The organism is Inquilinus sp. CAU 1745 (assembly GCF_039839375.1).
Taxonomy (GTDB): domain Bacteria; phylum Pseudomonadota; class Alphaproteobacteria; order DSM-16000; family Inquilinaceae; genus JBDOQU01.
On record NZ_JBDOQU010000025.1, the window covers coordinates 1 to 20151 of the forward strand.

Here is a 20151-nt window from a genome sequence, read left to right on the forward strand (position 1 = left end):
GGACTAACTGTCAGCAATGTATCTGGACAGAACTGTCAGGACTCTATCCGGGTCGGACCAAAACCCTCACCCTCCCACCGCTTCGCGGCGGGCCCCTCCCTCTCCCGCGGAGCAGGAGAGGGGAAAATTATGATCAAAGTTAGCGCCTATGGATCAAGTCCAGCATGACGATTTAGGAAAGGGGAGGTCCAAAACCCTCCCCCATCGCCCTCACGCGAAAGCCTGCAATCCAGTCTGCGCGCGGCCGAGGATCAGGGCGTGGACGTCATGGGTGCCTTCATAGGTGTTGACGGCCTCCAGATTCATGACGTGCCGGATGACGTGGTATTCGTCCGCGATGCCGTTGCCGCCCAGCATGTCTCGGGCGGTGCGGGCGATATCCAGCGCCTTGCCGCAATTATTGCGCTTCATCAGCGAGATCGCCTCCGGCGGCGCGCGGTGATCGTCCTTGAGCCGCCCGAGCCGCTGGACGGCGGCCAGGCCCAGCGTGATCTCCGTCTGCATGTCGGCCAGCTTCTTCTGGATAAGCTGCGTCGCGGCCAGCGGCTTGCCGAACATGGTCCGGTCCAGCGTGTATTGCCGCGCCGTGTGCCAGCAGAACTCAGCCGCGCCCATCGCGCCCCAGGCGATGCCGTAGCGGGCGTTGTTGAGGCAGCCGAACGGACCCTTCAGGCCGGACACGCCGGGCAGAAGCGCCGTCTCCGGAACCTCCACCTCATCCATGGCGATGCCGCCGGTGATCGAGGCGCGAAGCGAGAACTTGCCTTCGATCTTGGGTGCGCTCAGCCCCTTCATGCCCTTTTCCAGGACGAAGCCGCGGATCGCGCCCTCATCGTCCTTCGCCCAGACGATGAAGACGTCCGCGATCGGGGAATTGGTGATCCACTGCTTGGCGCCGGAGATCGTCCAGCCCCCGGCCGTCCTGCGCGCCCGCGTCTTCATCGCGCCCGGGTCGGAGCCGGCGTCCGGTTCGGTGAGGCCGAAGCAGCCGACCAGCTCGCCGCGCGCCAGGCCCGGAAGGTAGGTCTTCTTCTGCTCCTCCGTGCCGTAGGCGTGGATCGGATGCATGACCAGCGAGGACTGGACCGACATGGCGGAGCGGTAGCCGCTGTCCACCCGCTCGACCTCCCGCGCCACCAGCCCGTAGGCGGTGTAGGAGACGGCCGCGCCGCCATATTCCTCCGGAAGGGTCGGGCCCAGCAGGCCCAGCTCTCCCATCTCGCTCATGATCTCGCGATGGAAGATCTCATGCCGGTTGGCTTCCAGCACCCGGCTCATCAGCGCGTCCTGGGCGTAGCCGCGCGCGGTGTCGCGGACCAGCCTCTCATCCTCCGTCAGCCCTTCCTCCAGCAGCAGCGGGTCCTCCCACTGGAAGGACGGGCGCTGCGAGGAAGGCTTGACGGGGGCGGTCTGATCGGGTTTGGGGGCCGGGGCAGCCGACATCGGAAACTCCATGAACAACTTGGCTAGGCTCGGAAGTCCGATGATCTAGGCCCTTTCGCCGCGCTTGTCACCCGCCCCGGCGTCCCCGCATAAAGGAGGCTGGCAAGACAGTCGGACCGAACGCCGCCATGCGCGAAATCCTTTTCGAGTTCCGGAGGATCGGAGCGGCCGTCAAGGTGACGGCGACCGATCCGGAAACCCTGACGGAGGTCGTGTTGCAGGGGCCGGCGACGGCGGGGGAGGAAGCCCTGCGCCGGGCGGCGGTCGCCAAGCTGAACTACGTGCTGTCGAAGCGGAAGGGGTGACGCCGCCGCCTTTGGCCCTTCTTCCGGCCGCCGCCTCAGTTCTTCTTCCGGCCTCCGCCTCGGGCGCCCCGGCCCAGCCCGATGCTCTTGGCGAACGCCGACCGCTGCGCGGCGTAGTTGGGCGCCACCATCGGATAGTCGGGACCCAGCCCCCATTTCAGGCGGTAATCGTCCGGCGTCATGTTGTAGGTCGTGCGAAGATGCCGCTTCAGCATCTTCAGCTTCTTCCCGTCCTCCAGGCAGATCAGATATTCCGGCTGGACCGATTTGCGGATGGACACCGCCGGCTTCTGCGGCTCCTCCTCGATCTCCGCCGGAGCGCCGTCGATGTTCTTCAGGCTGTCATGGACCGAATGGATCAACTCGCCAAGCTGGTCGGCATTGACCGGATTCTTGCTGACGTAAGAGGCCACGACATCGGCGGTCATGCGAAGCAGTTCGCCATCTCTGACCGAATCGAGGCCCTCTTCACTCAAAGCCATCTTCGTCACCTGCCGGTTTGATTTAGATTGGAGTTCCACTTGCACAGCCTATTTTGGCTGTCAATAGAATTCCCAGAAGAAATTATAAGCAAATGCAGTATATCCCAGTAATCATGCTTGCCACTGCAGGATATTCGGAATTGTCGCGGCCGACGTTCGCCGGAAATGTGAATTGATTTCAGTATTGATCAAGCCTCTCTATTCGTCATGGAAACGACTCGGGGCATCGGATGAGGAGAGGCGGGCGCGGGCGGCCATTTCCGCATGGCTCCCTTCCGCTCCGTGCGCGCACCCTGCCTCTAGCCCCGCCGCCATGGTTTGTGCGATTATCCGATGCCGAAACCAGATATGGTAAGGCGATTAACCTTCGTCCCAGGAAGACAGCACCTCCTCCCATGTCCGACAAACCGATCGCCCTCGCTTCCGACCATGCCGGTTTCGACCTCAAGGAAGAGCTGAAAAGCGCTCTGTCCAAAGCCGGGCTGGCCGTGCTCGATCTCGGCGCCGAATCGCACGATTCCGTGGATTATCCTGACTTCGCCGACGCCATGGCCGGCGCCATCGGGGAGGGGAAGGCCGATCGCGGAATCCTCATCTGCGGCACCGGCATCGGCATCGGCATCGCCGCCAACCGACATTCCGCGCTGCGCGCCGCCCTCTGCCATGATTCGACCACGGCGCGCCTATGCCGGCAGCACAACAACGCCAACGTCCTCGTGCTCGGCGCCCGCGTGATCGGGGCGGAGGTCGCGAAGGACTGCCTGACGGCGTTCCTCGACACCCCCTATGAGGGCGGCCGCCACGAACGGCGCGTCGCCAAGCTTTCCCGATAATCCCGTCGACCTTCCGCCCAAGGATCAAGAAGCAGCAATGACCACCGCCACCGCCCAATCCTCCGCCGCCGGCTTCGATCGCTTCTTCGGGGCCGATCTGGCCGATGCCGATCCCGAAATCTTCGGTTCCGTGACGGCGGAACTGAGGCGTCAGCAGGACCAGATAGAGCTGATCGCCAGCGAGAACATCGTCTCCCGCGCGGTGCTCCAGGCCCAGGGCTCGGTGCTGACCAACAAGTATGCCGAAGGCTATCCGGGCCGGCGCTACTATGGCGGCTGCGAGGAGGTCGACGTGGCGGAGAGGCTGGCGATCGAGCGGGCCTGCCGGCTGTTCGACTGCGCCTTCGCCAACGTCCAGCCCCATTCCGGCGCGCAGGCCAACCAGGCGGTGTTCCTGGCGCTGCTGGAGCCGGGGGACACCATCCTCGGCATGTCGCTGGCGGCCGGCGGGCACCTGACTCACGGCGCGGCCCCGAACCTCTCGGGCAAATGGTTCAAAGCGGTCCAGTACGGCGTCCGGCGCGAGGACGCCATGATCGACTATGACGAGGTCGAGCGGCTGGCCGTCGAACACAAGCCCCGGCTGATCGTCGCCGGCGGCTCCGCCGTGCCTCGCGTGATCGATTTCGCGCGCTTCCGCGCCATCGCGGACAAGGTCGGCGCCTATCTGATGGTCGACATGGCGCATTTCGCCGGCCTGTCGGCGGCGGGCGTCTATCCGACGCCGCTGCCCCACGCCCATGTCGTCACCACGACGACGCACAAGACGCTGCGCGGCCCGCGCGGCGGCATGATCCTCTCCAACGACGCGGATCTGGGCAAGAAGATCAATTCCGCCGTCTTCCCCGGCCTCCAGGGCGGTCCGCTGATGCATGTCATCGCCGCCAAGGCGGTGGCGTTCGGGGAGGCGCTGCAACCGGAGTTCAAGGCCTATGCCCGCGCCGTGGCCGACAACGCCAGGGTGCTGGCCTCGACGCTGGTCGAAGGCGGGCTGGACATCGTCTCCGGCGGCACGGACAGCCATGTCGTGCTGGTCGATCTGCGGCCGAAGAAGCTGACTGGCAAGGCCGCCGAGCACAGCCTGGAACGCGCGGGCATGACCTGCAACAAGAACGGCATCCCGTTCGACCCGGAAAAGCCGATGGTCACCTCCGGCATCCGGCTGGGCAGCCCGGCGGCGACCACGCGCGGCTTCGGCCAGGCCGAATTCCGCCAGGTGGGTGAGATGATCGTCGAGGTGCTGGACGGCCTCGCCGCCGATCCCGAGGGCAACGGCCAGATCGAATCCGCGATCCGCGACCGGGTGCGCCAGCTCTGCGCCCGCTTCCCGATCTATCCGGCGGGATAGCCGGGGAGATCGAACGACAACGATAAGAAGAAGGAGCGAGTCTGGAACATGCGCTGCCCGTTCTGCGGACATGACGATACGCAGGTCAAGGACTCGCGTCCGACCGAAGACAACTCGGCCATCCGCCGCCGGCGCTATTGCCCCGGCTGCGGCGCCCGCTTCACCACCTTCGAACGCATCCAGCTTCGCGAACTGACGGTGGTGAAGGCCAATGGCAGGCGGGAGCCGTTCGATCGCGACAAGCTGGCCCGCGCCCTCCAGATCAGCCTGCGCAAGCGGGATGTGGAGCCGGAGCGGGTGGATAGGCTGATCAACTCCATGGTCCGCCAGCTCGAAAGCTCCGGCGAAAGCGAGATTCCGTCCAAGGTCATCGGCGAGATGTCGATGAAGGCGCTGGAAACCCTCGATAAGGTCGCCTATGTCCGCTATGCCTCGGTCTACAAGGACTTTCAGGAACCGGGCGATTTCAACGAATTCGTCGGAAAACTTCGCGAAGAAGATTAACCGTTCTTCACATCCCGGCTGAGATCATGCCCTTCTCCCCCCGCGACGACGCCTTCATGCGGGCCGCGCTCGTCCTGGCGCGGCGGGGGCTCGGCCGCGTCTGGCCGAACCCGGCGGTGGGCTGTGTCATCGTCGGCGATGGGCGCGTCGTCGGGCGGGGCTGGACCCGCCCCGGCGGCCGCCCCCACGCCGAAACCGTCGCCCTGGAGCAAGCTGGGGAGGCGGCGCGGGGCGCGACCGCCTATGTGACGCTCGAACCCTGCAGCCATCACGGCAAGACCCCGCCCTGCGCCGAAGCGCTGGTCCAGGCCGGGGTGGCGCGGGTGGTGACGGCGATGCAGGATCCCGACCCGCGCGTCTCCGGCGAGGGCCATGCCCGCCTGTCCGATGCCGGAATCTCCGTCGAAACCGGCCTTTGCGCGAAGGAGGCGGAGGCCGTAAACGCCGGCTTCCTCACCGGAATCCGGGAAGGGCGGCCGCTGGTGACGCTGAAATTCGCCACCACGCTCGACGGCCGCATCGCCACCCATAGGGGCGACAGCCGATGGATCACCGACGAGGCCGCGCGGGCCTGCGCCCACCTCCTACGGGCGGAGGCGGACGCGATCCTCGTCGGCAGCGGCACCGTGCTGGCGGACGATCCGCTGCTGACCTGCCGGCTGGCGGGGCTTGAGGACCGGTCGCCGGTCCGCGTGGTGATGGACAGCCGGCTGGCCGTGCCCCTGACATCCGCCCTGGTCCGCACGGCGGGCGAGGTGCCGACCTGGCTCTACACCCTGAAGGACGCGCCGGACGAGCGGGCGGCGGTGCTGCGCGATTGCGGCGTGGAGGTCGTGGAACTGGCCGCCGACCGCGCCGGGCGTCCCCGGCTGGACGCCCTGCTGGCCGATCTGGGGCGGCGCGGGATCACGCGGCTGCTGGTCGAAGGCGGGGCGCGGCTTTCCGCCACCTTCCTGCGGGAAAGGCTGGTCGACCGGATCGAATGGTTCCGCGCGCCGTCGGTGCTGGGCGGCGACGGCCTGCCGGCGGCCGAGGCGTTCGGCGTGGACGAGCTTGCCGACCTCGCGCGCTTCCGCCGCGTCGACGTTCGCTCCGTCGGGGTCGATCTGCTGGAAAGTTACGTCGAAACCTCCTAGATAGCAGGCCATGTTCACAGGGATCATCACCGATGTCGGCCGCGTCGCCGAAGTGGAGAAGCGCGGCGACACGCGCTTCGTGATCGAGACGGCCTTCGATACCGCCTCGATCGCGATCGGCGCGTCGGTCGCGCACAATGGCTGCTGCCTGACCGTCGTGGAGAAGGAGGCCGGCCGCTACGTCGTGGAGGCTTCGGCGGAGACGCTGTCGAAGACGACTCTGGGCGAGTGGAAGGTCGGCACAGCCGTCAATCTCGAACAGTCGATGCGGCTGGGGGACGAGATCGGCGGGCACCTCGTCTACGGCCATGTCGATGGCCTCGCGACGGTGGTGGAGCGGCGACCGGAAGGTGATAGTGTACGCTTCACCTTCGAGCTTCCGGCCGCCTTGGCGCGGTTCGTCGCGCCGAAGGGGTCGGTCGCAATCGACGGGGTGTCGCTCACGGTGAACGAGGTCGGCCCCACCCTCGACGGCAAATCGCAATTCGGCGTCAACATCATAGCGCACACGCAATCATGCACGACCTTTCAGACCTTAAGTCCGGGTCACCGGGTGAACTTCGAAGCCGACATGCTGGCGCGTTACGTCGCCCGGCTGACGGAGACGAGGCCCCAGCCTCAGGCGATTCCCGCCTGAGCGGGGACGACCAGAGCTTTCTCTCGCCGATCGAGGAGATCGTCGAGGAGGCGCGGCGCGGCCGGATGTTCATCCTGGTCGACGACGAGGACCGGGAGAATGAGGGCGACCTCGTCATCCCGGCCCAGATGGCGACGACCGAGGCCATCAACTTCATGGCCAAGCACGGCCGCGGGCTGATCTGCCTCGCCCTGGAGCGGGAGCGGGTGGAGAAGCTGGGCCTGCCCCTGATGGCCCAGAACAACTCGTCCCGCCACACCACGGCCTTCACCGTCTCGATCGAGGCGCGGGAGGGCGTGACCACCGGCATCTCCGCCGCCGACAGGGCGCGCACGGTCGCCGTCGCCATCGATCCCGCCATGACGCGGGACGATCTGGCGACGCCGGGCCATGTGTTCCCGCTGGTCGCCCGCGACGGCGGCGCCCTGGTCCGCGCCGGACATACCGAAGCGGCGGTCGACATCGCCCGGATGGCCGGCCTCAACCCGTCGGGCGTGATCTGCGAGATCATGAACGACGACGGCTCCATGGCCCGGATGCCGGATCTGGTGAAGGTCGCGCAGTTCCACGGCCTCAAGATCGGCACCATCGCGGACCTGATCGCCTATCGCCGCCGGACGGAAACGATCATCGAACGCAAGCTGGAGACGGATTTCCACAGCCGCTTCGGCGGCGACTGGCGGATGGTCATCTATGTCAACCGGGTCAGCTACGCCGAACATATCGCGCTCATCAAGGGCGACGTGGCGGACGGCCAGCCGGCGCCGGTGCGGATGCACGCGCTGAACGTGCTGGACGACGTGCTGGGGGATAGCGCCGGCGGGGCAGGGGATTTGCACCAGGCCATGCGCCTGATCGGGGAGGAGGGGCGCGGCGTCGTCGTGCTGATCCGCGAACCCCGGCCCGACAGCCTGACCGCCCGGCTCAGCGCCCGCCTTGGCGGCCAGCCGCCGATGGAGCATGGGCCGGAGCTTCGGGACTATGGCGTCGGCGCGCAGATCCTCCTGGATCTCGGCGTCCGGAACCTCGTGCTTCTCTCCAACACGAAGAAGACGATCATTGGCATCGAGGGCTACGGCCTGGACGTCGTCGACCAGCGGCCGCTTCACGGCGCGGAATAAGGGAACTCCATGACCACATCCCCCCACATCCTGGTCGTGGAGGCGCGCTTCTACGCCGACATCGCCGACGAACTGGCGCGCGGCGCGCTCGCCACGCTGGAAGAGGCGGGCGCGACCTATGAGCGCCGGGCCGTGCCGGGAGCGTTCGAGATCCCGGCCGCCATCGCCATCGCCCATGAGGCGGGGGAGCAGGAGGCCATCGACCGGCCGTTCGACGGCTTCGTCGCGCTGGGCTGCGTCATCCGGGGCGAAACCAGCCATTACGACTATGTCTGCGGGGAAAGCGCGCGGGGACTCCAGGATCTGGCCGTCGGCCTTCACCTGCCCATCGGCTATGGCATCCTGACGGTGGAGAATGACGATCAGGCATGGGCGCGGGCCAAGGTCGACCGCAAGAACAAGGGCCGGGACGCAGCGCAGGCATGCCTTGACATGATCGCCCTGAAACGGCACTTCCGCCTGCTTCCGGAATGACCCCCACAAGCGATCAGCAAACGGCGCATCTTTTGAACCAGCCCCCCAAGACCAAGAAGCAGAAACCCTCCGCCAAGGCGCGCCGCAGCGCCGCCCGGCTGGCCGCCGTCCAGGCGCTCTACCAGATCGCGCTCATCGGCGCGGATGTCGAGACGGTGGTGGGGGAATTCGTCCAGCATCGCTTCGGCGCCGATCTGGACGGCGATGTCTTCGTCACTCCGGAACCCACCTCCTTCGCGGCGATCGTCCGGGGGGCGTCGGTCCGGCGAGAGGATGTGGACGGGCTGATCGCCGGCTCGCTCGATTCCGCCTGGACCGTGGACCGGCTGGAACTGCTGCTGCGCGTCGTCATGCGCGCCGGGGCGTGGGAGCTTCTGGCCAACCCGGAAGTCGCGCCGCGCATCGTCATCTCCGAATATGTCGATGTCGCCCATGCCTTCTTCGGCGGCAAGGAGCCGGCGATGGTCAATGGCGTCTTGGACAAGATCGCCCGAACGCTGCGGCCCGATGAGATGACCGCCGTCGCGGGCGGCTGAGGCGCCGATGCCCGGTCTCGGCGAATTCCAGCGCATCGACCGGTATTTCAAGCCCCTGGCGGCGGGGTTCCCCGGCGCGCTCGGCCTTGGCGACGATGCCGGGCTGCTGTCTCCCGGCCCCGGCGAGGACCTGGTCGCCACCACCGATTCGATGGTGGAGGGCGTCCATTACCTGCCCGGGGAGAAACCGTCCCGGCTCGCCCGGAAGCTGCTGCGCGTAAACCTCTCCGACCTCGCGGCCAAGGGCGCTCGCCCGCTCGCCTACATGCTGACAACCGCACTCCCGCGCTCGGCGGAGGAAGGCTGGATCGCGGCCTTCGCCGACGGGCTCCGGCAGGACCAGGAACGGTTCGGCATTCACCTTCTGGGCGGCGACTCGGTGTCCGTCGAAGGACCGGCCGTTCTCGGCATCACGGCGTTCGGGACCGCGCCGAAGGGCAGGGCGCTGCTTCGCTCCGGCGCCCGGCCCGGCGACATCATCCATGTCAGCGGCGCGCTGGGCGACGGGGCGCTGGGGCTGGAAAGCCTTCGCGGCCGGCTTCCCGATCTCGATCCCGCCCACCGCCGGCATCTGGCGGATCGCTACACCCTGCCCGAACCCCGAATGGAGCTGGGGCGGCGGCTCATCGGCGTCGCCACCGCCTCGATGGACATATCCGACGGGCTTCCCGGCGACCTTCCGCATATCTGCCATGCCTCGGGCGTCGCCGCGCGGGTGGAGACGGCGCGCATACCCCTGTCCCCGGCGGGACGCGCGGCGCTGGCCGCCGATCCGGGGCTGGAACGGCTCGCCCTTTCCGGCGGCGACGATTACGAACTGCTCTTCACCGCCCCGCCCGAAGCCGCGGAAACGCTCGCCGCCCTGGCTTTGGAACTGTCATTGCCGCTGACCGCGATCGGCGAAATATCGGCCGGGGAGGGCGCGGCCTTCATCGGCCCCGACGGCGCGCCGGTCGGCGATCTGAAGGGCTGGACGCACTTCCAGCCTTAACGCTTTCTTCACTCACCCAGAGGTAGGAGAAGGTCGTATCGTCTTCCCCCCAAACGAGGCCAGGACGGCCATGAAGAAGATCGTGATTTTGGGCCTCGCGGCGCTGCTCGTCGGTGGGGCCGGGTTCGGCGGCTGGATGTTCCTCGCCAACAAGAGCGCGGAAGCGGCCGAGATCGAGGAGCCGGCGGCGACGCCCCCGGTCTATGTCGAATTCGACCCGATCCAGCTCCCCATCATGGGCGACGACCGCATCGTCGAACTCGTCAACATCGCGCTGGCGCTTGAGGTGCCGGACACGGCCACCGCCGACCGGGTCATCGCCATGGCGCCGAAGCTGACGGACGCCTACATCCACGCGCTCTACGGCGCGATCAACCGGGAAGAGGCGATGGTCGGCGGCGCTCTCGACGTGACCATGCTGAAGCGCCGGCTTCTCCAGGTCTCCAACGAGGTCATGGGTGCGGGCCAGGTCAGCGCCGCGCTCGTCCAGATGCTCACCCAGCGCCGCCTCTGACCGCGAAGCCCATCGGCGACGCCGCGCCGGCGGCGAAGAACCGGGCGCGGTTTCGCCCGCCCTCGACACCGCATGGATGCTGGATCAAGTCCAGCATGGCATTGTTTTTGTTGGTCATTCCGCCCTTGATGCGTCCGGAAGCGGTATTGTCTCCTGACATCTGAGGCCTTTTCGTCCTGGCGGCGCGGGTCTATCGTCCCGTCGCCATGGCCAAGACCGCGACCAGAAACATTTCGCTGCTGATCGTCGCCCAGGCGCTGGGGATGACCTGCCAGTCGCTGGTCATCGTGATCGCGGCGCTGGTCGGCTACAGCCTCGCCGACGACAAGTCGCTGGCGACGCTGCCCGTCGCCCTTCAACTCACCGCGACGATGCTGACGACCTTCCCCGCCTCGCTGCTGATGCGGCGGGTGGGCCGCCGCGCCGGCTTCACCGTCGGGGTGCTGATCGGCGCCACGGGCGGGCTGGCTGCGGCCTATGCGGTCTACCGGGGGGATTTCGTGCTCTTCTCCCTTGCCGCGACCATCATCGGGGCGCAGGCAGCCTTCGTTCAGTTCTACCGTTTCGCCGCCGCCGAGACCGCCAGCGAGGCGTTCCGGCCAAAGGCGATCAGCCTCGTCCTGGCCGGCGGAATAGCCGCCGCCCTCGCCGGCCCGGAACTGGCGAAATGGGGGCGCGATCTTCTGACCCCCCATCTTTTCGTTGGTTGCTACCTGCTGGTGACCGCCCTTTCCCTTGTCGCGGCGATGATCCTCCAGGGGCTGGACATACCCAAACTGTCCGCCGTCCAGCGCGCGACCAGCGGACGGCCGCTGGGGCGGATCGCCGCGCAGCCGGCCTTCGTCGTGGCCGCGCTGTCGGGCGCGGTCGGGTACGGGGTGATGACGCTGGTCATGACGGCGACGCCGCTCGCCATGACCGCCTGCGGCTTCGCCTTCGACGATGCCGCTTTCGTCATCCAGTGGCATGCGCTGGCGATGTTCGGGCCCAGCTTCTTCACCGGAAGCCTGATCCAGCGATTCGGCGTGCTGAACGTCATTCTGGCCGGCATCGCCCTCATCGCGTCGGCCGTGACGGTCACCCTTTCGGGCATCGCCTTCGGGCAGTTCTGGGGCGGACTCGTGCTTCTCGGGCTTGGCTGGAACTTCATGTATATCGGCGGCTCGACCCTGCTGACGACGACCTGTCGGCCGGAAGAGCAGGCCAAGACCCAGGCCCTCAACGATTGCCTGATCTTCAGCACCGCCGCTGCGGGGTCCTTTTCCTCCGGCGCGCTGCATTCCTCCTTCGGCTGGGCCGCAGTCAATCTCGGCGTCATCGCCCCCCTTGGAATCGCCTTCCTCGCCGTGGCCTGGATGCGCCTGCAGCGGCGCTCGACCGCCGCCGTCGCGGGATGATTCTTTCCGGAAGTGATCCGGTCTCCCGGCATTAAGTGCATAATATTTCTCGTGAATCCGCCCTTTCGCATTTTTCCGCGCTTTTTCCTTCCGGTTGTGGCAGGGAAGAATTGGAAGCCGTCCTCAAGACGGCCGGAAAATCAGGTTCGGGGGGAAAGGTTCTATGACGTTGGTTCTTGTTTTCGTCCTGCTGTGCGGCCTCGTGGCCCTCGGCTACGGCGTATGGGCATCGCGCTCCGTGCTGGAATCCAGCGCCGGCAATGCGCGGATGCAGGAGATCGCGGGCGCTATCCAGGAAGGCGCCAGCGCATACCTCAACCGCCAGTACACGACGATCGGCATCGTCGGGATCCTCATCGCCCTCCTGGTTTCCTTCCTGCTGACCTGGCAGGTCGGGGTGGGCTTCGTCATAGGCGCGGTGCTGTCCGGCGCGGCCGGCTATATCGGCATGAACATCTCCGTCCGGGCCAATGTCCGCACCACGGAGGCCGCGCGACAGGGGCTGGGCGCGGGGCTCGCCATCGCCTTCCGGTCGGGCGCGGTCACCGGCATGCTGGTCGCCGGGCTAGCCCTCCTGGCGGTCGCCGGCTATTACTCGGCCCTGCTGGCGATGGGCGCGGAAGGGCGCGACCTCATCGACCCGCTGGTTGCGCTGGGCTTCGGCGCCTCGCTCATCTCCATCTTCGCCCGGCTGGGCGGCGGCATCTTCACCAAGGGCGCGGACGTTGGCGCCGATCTGGTGGGCAAGGTCGAAGCCGGCATCCCGGAAGACGACCCCCGCAACCCCGCCGTGATCGCCGATAATGTCGGCGACAATGTCGGCGACTGCGCCGGCATGGCCGCCGACCTGTTCGAAACCTACGCCGTCACCGTCGTCGCGACGATGGTGCTGGCCTCCATCTTCTTCGCCGGCACGGAATTCGTCGGCAACCTGATGGCCTATCCGCTGGCCATCGGCGGCGTCTGCATCCTGACCTCGATCGCCGGGACCTTCTTCGTCAAGCTCGGCCCGAACAACAACATCATGGGCGCGCTCTATCGCGGCTTCATCGTCTCGGCCCTGCTGTCGGTCGTCGGCATCGCGCTGATGACGCTCTGGGTGATCGGCTTCGGCGCGGAATACACCGTGGCCGGCAAGGCCTTCACCGGCCTGTCGCTGTTCTTCTGCGCGATCGCGGGGCTGGTGGTGACCGGGCTGCTGATCTGGGTGACGGAATACTATACCGGCACGGAATACCGGCCGGTCCGCTCCGTCGCCCAGGCCTCGACCACGGGCCACGGCACCAACGTCATCCAGGGTCTGGCGATCTCCATGGAGGCGACCGCCATTCCGGCCCTGATCATCGTCGCGGCGATCATCGTCACCTACATGCTGGCCGGCCTGTTCGGCATCGCCATCGCGGTCACCAGCATGCTGGCGCTGGCCGGCATGGTCGTGGCGCTGGACGCCTACGGCCCGGTCACCGACAATGCCGGCGGCATCGCTGAGATGGCGGATCTGGAGCCGGAGGTGCGGAAGATCACCGACGCGCTGGACGCCGTGGGCAACACCACCAAGGCCGTCACCAAGGGCTACGCCATCGGCTCCGCCGGCCTCGGCGCGCTGGTGCTGTTCGCCGCCTACACGTCGGACCTCGGGTTCTTCATCGCGGACCCGGAGACCTATCCGTATTTCGCGGACGTGGTGCTGAACTTCTCGCTCTCCAACCCGTTCGTGGTGGTCGGCCTGCTGCTCGGCGGCCTGCTGCCCTACCTCTTCGCCGCGATGGGCATGACCGCCGTCGGCCGCGCCGCCGGCTCGGTCGTGGAGGAAGTCCGCACCCAGTTCCGGGAGAAGCCGGGCATCATGGCGGGGACGGAGAAGCCGGATTACGGCCGCGCCGTCGACATGCTGACCAAGGCGGCGATCAAGGAGATGATCGTCCCGTCGCTGCTGCCGGTCCTGGCGCCGGTCGTGGTCTATTTCGTCGTGCTGACGATCGCCGACAAGTCGGCGGCGTTCTCCGCCGTCGGCGCGATGCTGCTGGGCGTCATCGTCACCGGCCTCTTCGTCGCCATCTCCATGACGGCGGGCGGCGGCGCCTGGGACAACGCCAAGAAGTACATCGAGGACGGCCACCATGGCGGCAAGGGGTCGGAGGCCCACAAGGCCGCCGTCACCGGCGACACGGTGGGCGATCCGTACAAGGACACGGCCGGCCCGGCCGTCAACCCGATGATCAAGATCACCAACATCGTGGCCCTGCTGCTGCTGGCGATCCTGGCGCACTGATACCGGCGGGTTCCGCCGCGAAAGGCCCCGGAGGCGACTCCGGGGCCTTTTTTCTTTCCGGCGGGTTCCTAGATCGGGCTTTGCTTCGGCCGGCGGACGGTTCTCACCGTGCCGCTCTTTCCGCCGCCGCAGAAGAACCGGTCGCCGCCATCGGATTCCAGCCCCGATATCCCCGCTCCGGCCGGCATGTCGAGCTGTTCCAGGACCTCTCCGGTTTCGGGATCGACCCGCCGCAAATCGCTCTCGTCGCCTTCCCACGTGCCGTGCCACAGCTCACCGTCGACCCAGGTGACGCCGGTGACGAAGCGGCTGGCAACGATGGTGCGAAGGATCGCCCCCGTCCCGGGATCGACCTGATGAATCTTCCGGTCCCGGTACTGCCCCACCCAGAGCGTTCCTTCCGCCCACGCCAGCCCGGAATCGCCGCCGCCGGGCGAGGGGATGGTGGAAAGCACACGGCCGCTCTCCGGGTCGATCTTCTGGATGCGATCCTCGGCGATCTGGAACAGGTGCCGCCCGTCGAACGCCGTCCCGGCATGGGCGGCGACATCGATGGAGCGCAGGGACTCCCCGCTTTCCGGATCGAGGGCGCTCAGCCTGTCTCCGGAGGCGAACCAGACCCGCCGCCCGTCATAGGACACGCCATGCACGGCGTCGGCGCCCGGAAAGGGGCCGTATTCACGCACGATTTCGGCCGCTGATCGTTTCATGGTTTCACTCCGACGGCTGGTTGTTTCCCGCTTCGGACTCTAGCCGTCGGGCAGGGGGGCGGGGAGTAACAAGGTGGTCGGGAAACCCGGAACGGGCGGCGTCATCCAGCGGCGGGCCCGCCCACGGCCGAACGACTGCGCCTTGCCTTCCTCCGCCAGCGAGTCGAGCGCCCGCTGCACGGTGCGCTGGCTGGCGTCCAGCGCGAGCCCCAGCGCGGAACTCGACCATGCTTCGCCGTCGGCGAGCAGCGCCAGCACCGCCCCATGCTTCCCTTCGACGGGCGGCGCCAGCACGACGACCTCCCTCGCGCGGCGCGGCGTCAGCGCGAATCCCCGCTTCGTCGCGCTCACCTCCGCCACCGTCCGAAGCGCCGCGCGCAGCCGCCCGATCTCGACGCGCAGTCGCGCCCGATGCGATTCGTCGGCCTGCTTCGCCCGGAAGGCGCGGGCAAGGAGCGCGGCTCTCGGCGCGTCCTCGGGCCACGCCTCGGCCAGCGCCCGCGCCAGCGCGAACAGGACCGGCCGGGTCGCGAGCGGGATCGCGACGCCGGAACCGCGCACCACATGGCGGCATCCATCCACGATCAGCGCATCCGTCCCCAGCAGCGCCTCCACATCCTCGAGCCGCAGCAACCGCTCCTCGCCCCGCGCGATCAGCCGCGCCGCCGGACGGTCCAGCGCAAAGGATGCACTTTCGACCTCCGCCGTCAGTGCGGGGATGGCCGCCTGCCGGGCAGCGTCTCCAGCCCGCACCAGCGCCGCGCGCGCGATCTTCGTCCTGACCCGCCGCATCGCGATTCCCGCCACGACCAGCTCGTGGGCCACCCTCGACATGGGCGGGAAGGGCGCGGGATCGAATCCCGCGATCGTGCGTTCGGCATCGTCCAGCCGCCCGATCAGCAGGAGTCGCCGGGCTTCGAGATACCGCGCGTGTCCGGCGTTCGCCCGGTCGCCATGCTCCTCCAGCACTGTCCGCGCCGCATCGAGAGCCTTCGCCGGCCAGCCCAGGTCGCGGGAGACAAGCGCGATCTCGGCCTCCGCGACGACGCACCTTGCGCGGGCGACCGCCTCCTTGGGCCCGAAGGCGCGCGCCGCGCGTCGCAGGAGCGTTTTGGCGCGGGCAAGGTCGCCAAGCTGCGCCATCGCGATGCCGCGAAGCGCCAGCGCGGGCGGATCGTCGCGCAGGGCGACGCGGTTCAGCGCGCCAAGCGGATCCCCCGCCGCCAGCGCGCGCCCGGCGGCCGTGATCAATGAATCCATCGAAATCCCGACACACTTGTCACTCCCGCCGTTCGACGCCCGCCGCCAATCTATCTCACGACCGCAACGGAATGACATTCACGGGAGAGAAACGATGTCGACGCAGATGCACACACCGCCGATCGTATCGCCAGAGGAGTGGGAGGCCGCGCGGCAGGAACTGCTCGTGAAGGAAAAGGCGATGACCCGCGCCCGCGACGCGTTGGCCGCCGAACGCCGGCGGATGCCGTGGCTTGCCGTGGAGAAGGATTACCGGTTCATCGGGCCGGAGGGCGAGGCCAGCCTGCTCGATCTGTTCGACGGCCGCCGTCAGTTGATCGTCTATCGCGCCTTCTTCGAGCCGGGCGTGTTCGGCTGGCCCGAACATCCCTGCCGGGGCTGCTCCCAGGTGGCCGATCAGGTGGCTCACCCCGCCCATCTGAACGCCCGCGACACGACCCTCGTCTTCGTGTCGCGCGCGCCGCAGGCGGACATTGCGCGCGTGAAGGCGAGGATGGGCTGGGAGCACATCCCGTGGTTAACCCTGACCGACGAGTTCGACGCCGATTTCGGCGTGGATGAGTGGCACGGCACGAACGCTTTCATCCGCGACGGCGATCGCGTGTTCCGGACCTATTTCGTGAAGGATCGCGGCGATGAGCAGATGGGGAACACCTGGAACTATCTCGATATCACCGCGCTCGGGCGTCAGGAGACGTGGGAGGACTCGCCCGACGGCTATCCTCAGACGCCGACTTACAAATGGATCAACTGGCACGATAACTACGTCCCCGACGCCCCTCCCGACCCGAAATGGGTAGAGGTGTCGGACGCCGGGGAGGCGGCGTTCCGCAACCGGGACGACAGGGTGGCGCCATGAGCGAATGGCTGGGGCTTGCCGCCGCGCCCGTCTTCGCCATCATGGCGTTGCTGACGGCGGCGCATGGCGCTCCGGATGCGCTCTGCTCGGTCGCCCATGCCGGGTTCCCGCTGGGCGGCATGGTCCCGATGTATCTGCTTATGGGCGTCTTCCATTCGGGCCCTTGGCTGAAACTGTTCTCTAGCCGACCATGGGGCGTCCGCCGATCCTGACCCGAACCCGTCACGAATCATGGAGAAGACCGATGCAAGAGGCCCTCGTCGTCCGCCGCGAGACGCATGTCCCGGCCCCGCCCGCTGCGGTGTTCGCCCTCCTGACCGACCCGGAGAAGATCCTGCGCTGGATGGGAACGGAGGCGGAGGTCGAGCCTCGGGTCGGCGGGCTCTATCTCGTCAACGTCACCGGCGCGCGCAATGCCCGGGGCTCCTTCCGGGAGGTGGTGCCGGTGCATCGCCTGGCCTACAGCTTCGGCTGGGACGGCAGCGAGGTGGTGCCGCCGGGGTCGAGCCTGGTCGAGATCGACCTGGTGGAGCAGCCGGACGGAACGCTGCTGCGCCTGACCCATTCCGGCCTGCCCAGCGCGGAGCAATGCGCCGGCCATGCGGAAGGCTGGGCCCACTACCTTGGCCGGTTGGTCGAGGCCGCGGCCGGGCGGGACCCCGGCCCGGACCCGATGCATGGCCGCACCGGCAATGAATGACGGCTTTCCGGTTCGGCGCGGGTGACAGGCCGGGGGCGCGGCGGCATGATCGCGGCATGGATCTGCCCGCGCCTCTCGACTGGCTGGTGGACGAGGCCGGCGCCGCGTCCGGCCCCGACCGGTTCCTGGCGGAACTCGGCGGCCGGTTGCTGGCCGCCGGTCTGCCGCTGGCAGGCGGCGCGCTGACCCTCGCGGCGCCCCATCCCATCGTCGCCCGCCGCACCTGGCTTTGGCGGGCGGAAACCGGGGCGGTGATCGAGGCGCTGGGTTTCGACGGCAGCCCCCTCGACCGGGCCGGCGGCGACTGGCTGGCCGAACTAGGGTCGGTGCGGGAGGATATGGCAGGCCCGGGTCCGGACGGCCCGGTTCTGGGCTGGGCCGGAACCCGGCCGTTCAGTCCCGGGGAGGCCGGCCGGCTGCGTCAGGCCGCGCGTTTCGGCGCCGCGCCCCTGGCCGCCCTGGCCGCGCGATCGACGCTGACGGCGCTGCTCGAAGCCTATCTCGGCCGGCGCAGCGCCGCCCGGGTGCAGGCCGGCTCGCTGCGGCGCGGCGGCGGAGAGACCATCCGCGCGGCGTTGCTCTACGCCGATCTGCGCGATTTCACCGCCTTGTCGGAAGCGACGGAGCCGGCGGCGATGATCGCCGCCCTCGATGCCTGGTTCGATCGCGCCGCCGGGGCGGTGCACGCCTTTGGGGGCGAGGTGCTGAAATTCATCGGCGACGGGCTGCTGGCGATCTTCCCGGTCACGGGATCGCCGGCCAATGCCTGCGAGGCGGCGTTGCGCGCCGTCGTCGCCGCCCGCGCCGGGATGACCCATCTCGATGCCGGACGGCAGGCGCAGGGGCTGCCGCCGCTGCCCTTCGGCGCGGCGCTGCACCTGGGCGAGATGCTGTGGGGCAATATCGGCGCGGTCGACCGGCTGGATTTCACCGCCATCGGCCCGGCGGTCAATCTGGTCAGCCGGTTGGAGGGGCTGTGTCGGCCGCTTGGCCAGTCGGTGCTGATCTCCGGCGCGGTCGCCGCCGAGACAACAATGCCGCTGATGCCGCTGGGCGAACATAAGCTGCGCGGCATCGCGGAGCCCTGCACCGTCTTCACCCTGCCCGATGCGTGAAGCCCCCCACGCATAATCGCTCCCGGCCGGCGCTGTCAGTGATCGAGCGCATTGCCGCCGGCGGCTGCGGGCGCGATGCTCACCGCTCCATCCCGCGACGTTTCCCGACCATCTGAGGGAGAACCCCCATGATCGCACGCCGTTCATTCCTTCAATCCGCCGCGGCGATGGCGACGGCCGCCGCCGCCGGCGTTCCCCTGCCGGTCATCCGCCCAGCCGCCGCGGCCGCGCCGATCGCCACGGACCAGGCGCCCGGCTTCTACCGCCTCGCCGTCGGCGACATTCAGGTCACCGCGCTGAATGACGGCGTCCTGACCCTGCCGGCGGATATCCTCAGCGCCCCGACCGACATCCCGAAGGCGGAACTTCTGGAGGATGCGTTTCTCCCCGCCGACGCCATCCCGACCTCGGTCAACGGCTATCTGGTCAATCTCGGCGACCGGCTGGCGCTGATCGACACCGGTGCCGCCGGCGGAATGGGGGAGGGGCTGGGTCTCCTGGCGTCGAACCTCGCGGCCGCCGGAATTGATCCGGCGGATGTCGACGACATCCTCATGACCCATCTCCATCCCGATCACGCCAACGGGCTGCTGACCGTCGACAAGGAAGCCGCCTTCCCGAACGCCACGGTCCATGTGGCGGAGGCCGAGGCAGGGTTCTGGCGGGATGACGGGATGATGAGCCGCGCGCCGGCTGAGGCGCAGCCCTTCTTCATCGCCGCCCGCGACGCCATCGCGCCCTACGATAGGGCGGGCCGGCTGAACATCATCGCCAGCCCCGGAGAAATCCTGCCGGGCGTCAGCGCCGTCGCCGCGCCCGGCCATACGCCGGGCCACACGCTGTTCATGCTGTCCTCGGGGTCGGACCAGCTTCTGGTCTGGGGCGACATCGTCCACGTCGCCGCCATCCAGTTTCCGCGCCCGGATGCGACAATCGCGTTCGACACGGACCAGGCGCAGGCCGCGCAAAGCCGGGCGAAGGTGATGGATCAGGCAGCGACCGACCGCACGCTCGTCGCCGGGATGCATCTGGGCTTCCCCGGAATCGGGCATGTCGCCCGCGCCCCGGGCGGCGCGTCCGAAGGCTACGCCTTCGTGCCGGTGGTCTGGACGCCGAACCTCTGAGAGCGGACCATCTCTGGGGCCACAGCCGCGTTTCCTCGTGATGTTTTACCCGGCTGCATCCAGGGGTTCGCACACGCCCTCGCGGTACAAGGGCCATTCATTACAGACACGGCCATCGGGCAGGTGACACATCCCGACCTGGTCGCCGCCATCGATCGTCTCGATGACGGTCTCTCCGCCAAGCTCCGCGCAATTGTCCGATGCGGGATTGGACATGCCGATGGGGGCTGGCGGCGGAGCGGTGCCCTTATCGAGGCAACCGCTCGGCACGAACACGATGACGGCCAGACCTATCCATTTGAACTGCTTCCAAGACATGCTGCCCTCCGCCTGCTGGAAAAGTCTGCCTCAAATATCGATGGCCTGTGACGCGGTGATTTGAAACCTCGG

At 68.0% G+C, this 20151-nt stretch carries 23 protein-coding genes; 18 read left to right on the forward strand and 5 right to left on the reverse strand.

The genetic code is table 11. The features are described from left to right. Positions 1-210: 210 nt before the first annotated feature. On the reverse strand, positions 211-1443 hold the full coding sequence (locus tag AAFN89_RS20265; protein WP_347541043.1) for an acyl-CoA dehydrogenase: 1233 nt from the start codon (positions 1441-1443) through the stop codon (positions 211-213). A 128-nt stretch (positions 1444-1571) separates the two neighbouring features. Between AAFN89_RS20265 and AAFN89_RS20270 the strand changes: the two genes are divergently transcribed. After that, entirely contained in the window at positions 1572-1748 is a 177-nt protein-coding gene (locus tag AAFN89_RS20270) for a hypothetical protein (RefSeq protein WP_347541044.1), read from the forward strand. Positions 1749-1783: 35 nt separating this feature from the next. Here AAFN89_RS20270 and AAFN89_RS20275 read toward each other — a convergent pair whose 3' ends face one another. Further along, complete coding sequence (locus AAFN89_RS20275) at positions 1784-2230, reverse strand: MucR family transcriptional regulator (RefSeq protein ID WP_347541045.1); 447 nt, start codon at positions 2228-2230, stop codon at positions 1784-1786. Between the two features lie 395 nt (positions 2231-2625). On the opposite strand from AAFN89_RS20275, the gene rpiB reads away from it, so the two are divergent. The 12 genes from rpiB (at position 2626) to AAFN89_RS20335 (ending at position 13993) form a co-directional block, all read left to right on the forward strand. Next, complete coding sequence (rpiB, locus tag AAFN89_RS20280) at positions 2626-3063, forward strand: ribose 5-phosphate isomerase B (protein WP_347541046.1); 438 nt, start codon at positions 2626-2628, stop codon at positions 3061-3063. A 37-nt stretch (positions 3064-3100) separates the two neighbouring features. Further along, entirely contained in the window at positions 3101-4411 is a 1311-nt protein-coding gene (gene glyA, locus AAFN89_RS20285) for a serine hydroxymethyltransferase (RefSeq protein ID WP_347541047.1), read from the forward strand. 48 nt (positions 4412-4459) lie between these two features. Beyond that, a complete protein-coding gene (gene nrdR, locus AAFN89_RS20290; RefSeq protein ID WP_347541048.1) occupies positions 4460-4915 on the forward strand; it encodes a transcriptional regulator NrdR in 456 nt (151 codons plus the stop codon). 26 nt (positions 4916-4941) lie between these two features. Beyond that, positions 4942-6051 carry a bifunctional diaminohydroxyphosphoribosylaminopyrimidine deaminase/5-amino-6-(5-phosphoribosylamino)uracil reductase RibD gene (gene ribD, locus AAFN89_RS20295; protein ID WP_347541049.1) on the forward strand — a complete coding sequence of 370 codons (1110 nt, stop codon included), beginning with the start codon at positions 4942-4944 and terminating at the stop codon, positions 6049-6051. Positions 6052-6061: 10 nt separating this feature from the next. Continuing rightward, entirely contained in the window at positions 6062-6688 is a 627-nt protein-coding gene (locus AAFN89_RS20300; RefSeq protein WP_347541050.1) for a riboflavin synthase, read from the forward strand. Continuing rightward, complete coding sequence (gene ribB, locus AAFN89_RS20305) at positions 6685-7809, forward strand: 3,4-dihydroxy-2-butanone-4-phosphate synthase (RefSeq protein WP_347541108.1); 1125 nt, start codon at positions 6685-6687, stop codon at positions 7807-7809. Before AAFN89_RS20300 ends, ribB begins: the two co-directional genes overlap by 4 nt. Positions 7810-7818: 9 nt before the next feature. Continuing rightward, entirely contained in the window at positions 7819-8283 is a 465-nt protein-coding gene (gene ribH, locus AAFN89_RS20310; RefSeq protein WP_347541051.1) for a 6,7-dimethyl-8-ribityllumazine synthase, read from the forward strand. 32 nt (positions 8284-8315) lie between these two features. Then, the gene (gene nusB, locus AAFN89_RS20315) at positions 8316-8819 is read left to right on the forward strand and encodes a transcription antitermination factor NusB (RefSeq protein WP_347541052.1); all 504 of its coding nucleotides are present in this window, start codon (positions 8316-8318) and stop codon (positions 8817-8819) included. Between the two features lie 7 nt (positions 8820-8826). Then, complete coding sequence (gene thiL / locus AAFN89_RS20320) at positions 8827-9810, forward strand: thiamine-phosphate kinase (protein ID WP_347541054.1); 984 nt, start codon at positions 8827-8829, stop codon at positions 9808-9810. A 70-nt stretch (positions 9811-9880) separates the two neighbouring features. After that, positions 9881-10324, forward strand: a complete 444-nt coding sequence (locus AAFN89_RS20325) for a hypothetical protein (RefSeq protein ID WP_347541056.1) — start codon at positions 9881-9883, stop codon at positions 10322-10324. A 206-nt stretch (positions 10325-10530) separates the two neighbouring features. Continuing rightward, positions 10531-11721, forward strand: a complete 1191-nt coding sequence (locus AAFN89_RS20330) for an MFS transporter (protein WP_347541058.1) — start codon at positions 10531-10533, stop codon at positions 11719-11721. 163 nt (positions 11722-11884) lie between these two features. Further along, positions 11885-13993 (forward strand): sodium-translocating pyrophosphatase, encoded by a 2109-nt coding sequence (locus AAFN89_RS20335; RefSeq protein WP_347541060.1) that lies wholly within the window; start codon positions 11885-11887, stop codon positions 13991-13993. Between the two features lie 68 nt (positions 13994-14061). On the opposite strand, the gene AAFN89_RS20340 is transcribed toward AAFN89_RS20335, so the two are convergent. Continuing rightward, positions 14062-14703 carry a hypothetical protein gene (locus AAFN89_RS20340; protein WP_347541062.1) on the reverse strand — a complete coding sequence of 214 codons (642 nt, stop codon included), beginning with the start codon at positions 14701-14703 and terminating at the stop codon, positions 14062-14064. 39 nt (positions 14704-14742) lie between these two features. After that, complete coding sequence (locus AAFN89_RS20345) at positions 14743-15963, reverse strand: hypothetical protein (protein ID WP_347541064.1); 1221 nt, start codon at positions 15961-15963, stop codon at positions 14743-14745. A gap of 94 nt (positions 15964-16057) precedes the next feature. Here AAFN89_RS20345 and AAFN89_RS20350 point away from each other — a divergent pair, with 94 nt between their 5' ends. The 5 genes from AAFN89_RS20350 (at position 16058) to AAFN89_RS20370 (ending at position 19761) form a co-directional block, all read left to right on the forward strand. Beyond that, positions 16058-16822 carry a DUF899 domain-containing protein gene (locus AAFN89_RS20350; RefSeq protein ID WP_347541066.1) on the forward strand — a complete coding sequence of 255 codons (765 nt, stop codon included), beginning with the start codon at positions 16058-16060 and terminating at the stop codon, positions 16820-16822. Then, positions 16819-17034 carry a hypothetical protein gene (locus AAFN89_RS20355; RefSeq protein ID WP_347541068.1) on the forward strand — a complete coding sequence of 72 codons (216 nt, stop codon included), beginning with the start codon at positions 16819-16821 and terminating at the stop codon, positions 17032-17034. Before AAFN89_RS20350 ends, AAFN89_RS20355 begins: the two co-directional genes overlap by 4 nt. Before the next feature lie 32 nt (positions 17035-17066). After that, the gene (locus AAFN89_RS20360; RefSeq protein WP_347541070.1) at positions 17067-17522 is read left to right on the forward strand and encodes an SRPBCC domain-containing protein; all 456 of its coding nucleotides are present in this window, start codon (positions 17067-17069) and stop codon (positions 17520-17522) included. Continuing rightward, on the forward strand, positions 17519-18637 hold the full coding sequence (locus AAFN89_RS20365; protein ID WP_347541072.1) for an adenylate/guanylate cyclase domain-containing protein: 1119 nt from the start codon (positions 17519-17521) through the stop codon (positions 18635-18637). Before AAFN89_RS20360 ends, AAFN89_RS20365 begins: the two co-directional genes overlap by 4 nt. Positions 18638-18765: 128 nt before the next feature. Further along, on the forward strand, positions 18766-19761 hold the full coding sequence (locus tag AAFN89_RS20370) for an MBL fold metallo-hydrolase (protein WP_347541074.1): 996 nt from the start codon (positions 18766-18768) through the stop codon (positions 19759-19761). 45 nt (positions 19762-19806) lie between these two features. Here the strand turns inward: AAFN89_RS20370 and AAFN89_RS20375 are convergent, their stop codons facing one another. Further along, complete coding sequence (locus AAFN89_RS20375; RefSeq protein WP_347541076.1) at positions 19807-20079, reverse strand: DUF333 domain-containing protein; 273 nt, start codon at positions 20077-20079, stop codon at positions 19807-19809. Positions 20080-20151 lie beyond the last annotated feature (72 nt).